The organism is Frankia sp. CeCAU1 (assembly GCF_977971845.1).
In genome coordinates, this window is the sequence record NZ_CDWWXA010000149.1 from 1 (window position 1) to 4,266 (window position 4,266).

The window sequence follows — 4,266 nt, forward strand, 5'->3', positions numbered from 1 at the left end:
GGGGCTCCCTGGAAGCGGAACGGGACGATCTCGTTCACGCCGCCTCGCTTGCGACCGCGCGCCGGGCCCGGTAGGCGCCGATCGCCTCATGGATGTGCCCGTGGCCGGGCTGGTTGAAAAAGGCGAGGACGCCGTCGAGGTCCTCGGGTGCGTAGAAGGCGAGCAGCACATCCATGCTTCCGCCGATCTGCCCGGTGCTCACCATGTCGCGTGGGAGCTGCTGAAGGGCGTCGATGATCTCGCCGACGGTCGCGCCCGCCCCGATGCCAAGATCGTGGATGCCGTAGGTCATGCCCTCCAAGTCGACGTGGCCGACGTGGGTAGCCGGGCCCGGCTCCTCATCGAGGTAGGTGTCCGACGGGTACGGCAGAATGTCGGTCAAGGCTTGTTCTCCTGTTGTGGTCAGGGGTTCAGGTCTAGGCCCCGGCCGGTGCTGGAATCACCGGTTCGGGGCCGCTTCGTTGGTCCTGAGCTAGTCGCACACTCTTGGTGTCCGACTAGCGCGTGCCCCCAGTATTCACACGCTCTAGGCGTGCGTCAACTACGATGTGCGCTGTGAACCTCATGGGCGCGGCAGAGATCGCGAAACGGCTCGGCGTCAGCCGACAACGGGTCTTCCAGATCACCAACGGGAAGGGCTTCCCTGATCCGGTGACCAAGCTCGCCATGGGCAACGTATGGCGCGGCGAAGACGTCGAGGACTGGATCAGACAGCACCGGCCAGATCTCGCCGAGAAGGCCCAGAGCGGCGAGTAAGACCACCCCCGCGCATGAAGCGGGCCCGCCCGGTGTTGGTCGCACCGGAACGGGCCCTTGATCGACAACCCTTACCTTGGAAGGGCCATCAATCCGTGTCCCATCATGCCCGCGGCAGCCTGCCCGAAGGCGGCCAGACCCCCGACGACTCGACTGCACTCGCCTGTTGGGGCGCCTTGTGAGCTGGGGATGGGTCGCTGCCGCCTTCGACCTGCTTCCCGGGGAACTGCCCCCCGCTGAGCGGACGGTCGTGCTCATCCTCGCTGAGGATGCCCGCCGCGGTTCGCGGCGCTCTTCACCCGGCCTGCCCAAGCTCCTCGCCCGCTCGGGACTCAAGAGCCGCTCTCAGCTTGCCGCGGTCCTCGGCAAGCTCGCCGATCGTGGGCTGATCCGCCAGATCGAGCGCGCCAGGCGGGGCCACGTCGCTGTCTATGAGCTGCTGTTCGACGAGGCGCGGTTCGAGGAGACGGCCGAAATGGGTCCGGCTGGCCGGACGCAGGCAAGCCCAGACAGTCCCACAGGCGAGGTAATTGCGTCCGGTGGGGCGGACGCAGACCGCGAGGATCACGACGGACTTGGGTCCGGTGGACCGGACGCAGACACGGAAGTTACCGGCGAGTTGCGTCCGGTCGGCCGCCGAATTGCGTCCGGTGGACCGGACCCCTCCCTTGCAAGCTCCCTGGAACTACAAGCAGCAGCAGAGCCCACCGACGACGAACCCGATCCGCCCACGCTCGACGCTGAGGAGCCGACCGACGCCGTCGAGGCGGACCCGTACGCCGACCTCGCCGGCCGCTTGGTCGTTGGCGAGCGGCTCCCCGCCTCCTGGCGCCCGGACATCGCCGCCGCCCTCGCCCGCGGCTGCGCCCCCGCGCAGATCGTCGATGCCTACCGGGCGCCCCTGTCCGGACCGGTCCGCAGCCCGGCCGCAGTGCGCCGACGCCGCATCCGTGACCTCGAACCCGCCCCGGCCGCCGCCAGCTCGGCCGTGACGCCGACGCCACCGAACCTGCGGAACATGTGCCGGCTTCACACACAGCCCGCGCCCTGCCCGGTGTGCGCCGACCTCGCCGCCGACAGCAGCACCTCGGGCGGGCCCCGGGCCGTCACAGCTGCGGCCCGGACCTGCACTCGCTCGCCGGCCGCCGTGGAGGCCCTCGCCGAGCTGCGCGCCCGACTGCCGCGGGGCCGACGGTGACGGGACCCTGCGCGCAGCGCAACCTACAGGACGCAATACGCTGCCTCGGTACTACAGGAGGATACGGGGGAAACAACGTGAACTACCGAGGTCAGCCTGAGCCGTACCGCGATGCTTACCCACCGGACCGCCGGCACCACCCCGAAGTCCGGCGCCAGGACTACCCACCGCGCCCACGCGGCGAGATCGATCACGGCTACGAACAGACTGTGTGGGAGGCGACCAGCCAGTCCCTCGCGGGTCTCGCCTCTGGGGGACGCGCCGCAGACCGCTACCGGATCGCCGGCACCCGCCTGTACGTGACCCGCGGCATCGCGACCACGACCACCGAGCAGTACGAAATCGCCCTACTGTTCGATATCGACGTCCGACAGACCCTCGTCCAGAAGGCCCGGAGCATTGGCGACGTGGTCGTGCATGTGCGCCGTGGCTGGGGCCACGACACGGTGATCCTCCAGTCGGTTTCGGAGCCGATGAGAGTGCGGGACATGCTGAATCAGATGGCCGAGCGAGCGCGGAGGCACCAGCAGCGGGACTGGTAGTCCGAGGACATCCCGGGCTGCTGCCCGATACACCGCCCGGACGTCCCGAATCCGAGCCCGGCTCCCGCGTGGCCGGCGTTGAAAATTCAGGCCCGCGACTCAGACTGCGGCGACCCGGCGGCCCAACTCCTGCACAAGTGGTTCCCGCGGCCACGGCGCAAGCTGCCGGTGCAACGTCTGCACTCTGGTCGACACCGTGGCGTTCGGCACCACCGCGACTGTGTCGAGTGCCGCAAGCCCGGCGTGCGCAGCCGCGTCCGGGTCTGGCCGATCGCCATCGAGATAGCCGTGCCCGACGAGTAGGTGGGCTATGGCGACACCAACGAGGTCGTGCACGGCGGTTTCTACCGCAAGCTCGCCGTGGCGGATCGCGGTCCGTCCCTCGCCGGGAGTGTGGGCGGCCCACTCGGCGATCCCGAGGTGTTCCTCGGCGTCGTCCCACACCCCGCGGGCTACAGCAGGCGCCTTGTCCCGTTTCATGATCTCAAGTGCTTCGGTGGCGCGCCCCCGATAGCCGGCGGCGGCGTTGGCGCGGGCCGCGTAGCCAGCAAATCGGGCACGCTGGTGTGGCTCCCCGACGGACAGTGCCCGGTCGGCGGTCTCCGCGGCGAGCCCCCACTGGCTCGCGCCGAACGCGATACAGGAGTGCAGCCCGGCGACCCTCGCGATGAGCGCCGGCTCCTGGACATCGTCGGCGTGCTCCTCGGCCAGGCCGATGAACTCGCGAGCGAGCCGATCCTCGCCGCCGTAGCGGCAGACCGTGGACAGGCCGGCGGCGAGCTGGCCGGCCAGCAGGGTGAGGCGGCGGACATACCGCGCCTTCAGTCGGGTGCCGAGCATCTCCTCGACGTCGCGGTACGCCTCGAACGCCGGGGAGATCAGCTCTCCCGGGTGCACGGCCCACATGTCCCGGTCGAGCGTGGCGAGGGCGTCCTCGGCTGCGGCGACCTTGGAGATGTTCGGTTTGGCGTTGGACAATTGCTCGGTGACGCCGCTGGTGACGGCGAGGACGGATGCGACTGTGAGGCCGCCCGCTTCGAAGAGTTGTCGCCTGTCCGTCGGACCCACCCCCTTCTCCATATCCACTGTCCGCCACGGGATGTCGGGTCGTCCACCGCCGTAGAGTTTGATCTCTATCCCGGTGTGCTCCATCACAGCGTCCTGCCACAGCCGGTACAGCTCGCCGTCGGCGCCGAGGGCTTGGTCGAGGGCGGCGACCACCTCCCGAGTAGGCAGCGCGTGCGGCTTGCCGTGCTGCTCGCAGCGCAGCGCAGCGCCAACCGTGTTCCGGTCCGCCCTGATGATCCTTCCGAGCGAGGTGTTGTTGACCTTCGGGCCCAGTCGTGCGACGAGATCCTGCGCGTAGGCGACGTACCGCTGACGTGCGGAGCGGACGACGGGACCAGTGTGCACGGCGGGCTCCCCTCCTACCGGCATCCCGGGCGGTAACGATCGCTACCGCGCGGGTGAACAGTTCGCGGACTGTGCGGGATGTGTACCAGAGTGTGTCATGAGTGCACCGGCAGGTCAGCCGGCCGACACGACGGGGAGGGCGGCCGATGCGACTGGACCCCACCCCCGGGACGGCTGAGATCACCGGACGGAGGATCACCAGGGTGGCAGCCACTACTGCGACCCGGGAGGCTCCGGCCGGACGGGGAGAGTCGGGCGCGCCGACGATGCCGCGCCGCGACCTGCTCCCCGTCCGGACCCCAGGCGCGGCCTGGCAGGCCGTCCGCGGCCTGTGGCCGGCCCTTGAGACTGCCCGGC

Annotated in this window: 5 protein-coding genes; 3 read left to right on the plus strand and 2 right to left on the minus strand. The window is 69.8% G+C overall.

Going from position 1 to position 4,266, the window contains the following annotated elements; all coding sequences use genetic code 11:
• Positions 1 to 34: 34 nt before the first annotated feature.
• Complete coding sequence (locus AC08OO_RS19905) at positions 35 to 382, minus strand: hypothetical protein (protein WP_035911088.1); 348 nt, start codon at positions 380 to 382, stop codon at positions 35 to 37.
• 182 nt (positions 383 to 564) lie between these two features.
• Here AC08OO_RS19905 and AC08OO_RS19910 point away from each other — a divergent pair, with 182 nt between their 5' ends.
• The 3 genes from AC08OO_RS19910 to AC08OO_RS19920 all read left to right on the plus strand — a co-directional run bounded on the left by AC08OO_RS19910 (position 565) and on the right by AC08OO_RS19920 (position 2,496).
• Positions 565 to 756: a MerR family transcriptional regulator gene (locus AC08OO_RS19910; protein ID WP_084680800.1), complete on the plus strand. Its 192-nt coding sequence runs from the start codon at positions 565 to 567 to the stop codon at positions 754 to 756.
• Positions 757 to 934: 178 nt separating this feature from the next.
• A complete protein-coding gene (locus AC08OO_RS19915; protein WP_476618877.1) occupies positions 935 to 1,954 on the plus strand; it encodes a hypothetical protein in 1,020 nt (339 codons plus the stop codon).
• Between the two features lie 209 nt (positions 1,955 to 2,163).
• Positions 2,164 to 2,496, plus strand: coding sequence for a PH domain-containing protein (locus AC08OO_RS19920; protein ID WP_476618878.1), 333 nt, complete (start codon positions 2,164 to 2,166; stop codon positions 2,494 to 2,496).
• A gap of 99 nt (positions 2,497 to 2,595) precedes the next feature.
• On the opposite strand, the gene AC08OO_RS19925 is transcribed toward AC08OO_RS19920, so the two are convergent.
• Complete coding sequence (locus AC08OO_RS19925; RefSeq protein ID WP_476618879.1) at positions 2,596 to 3,909, minus strand: hypothetical protein; 1,314 nt, start codon at positions 3,907 to 3,909, stop codon at positions 2,596 to 2,598.
• Positions 3,910 to 4,266 lie beyond the last annotated feature (357 nt).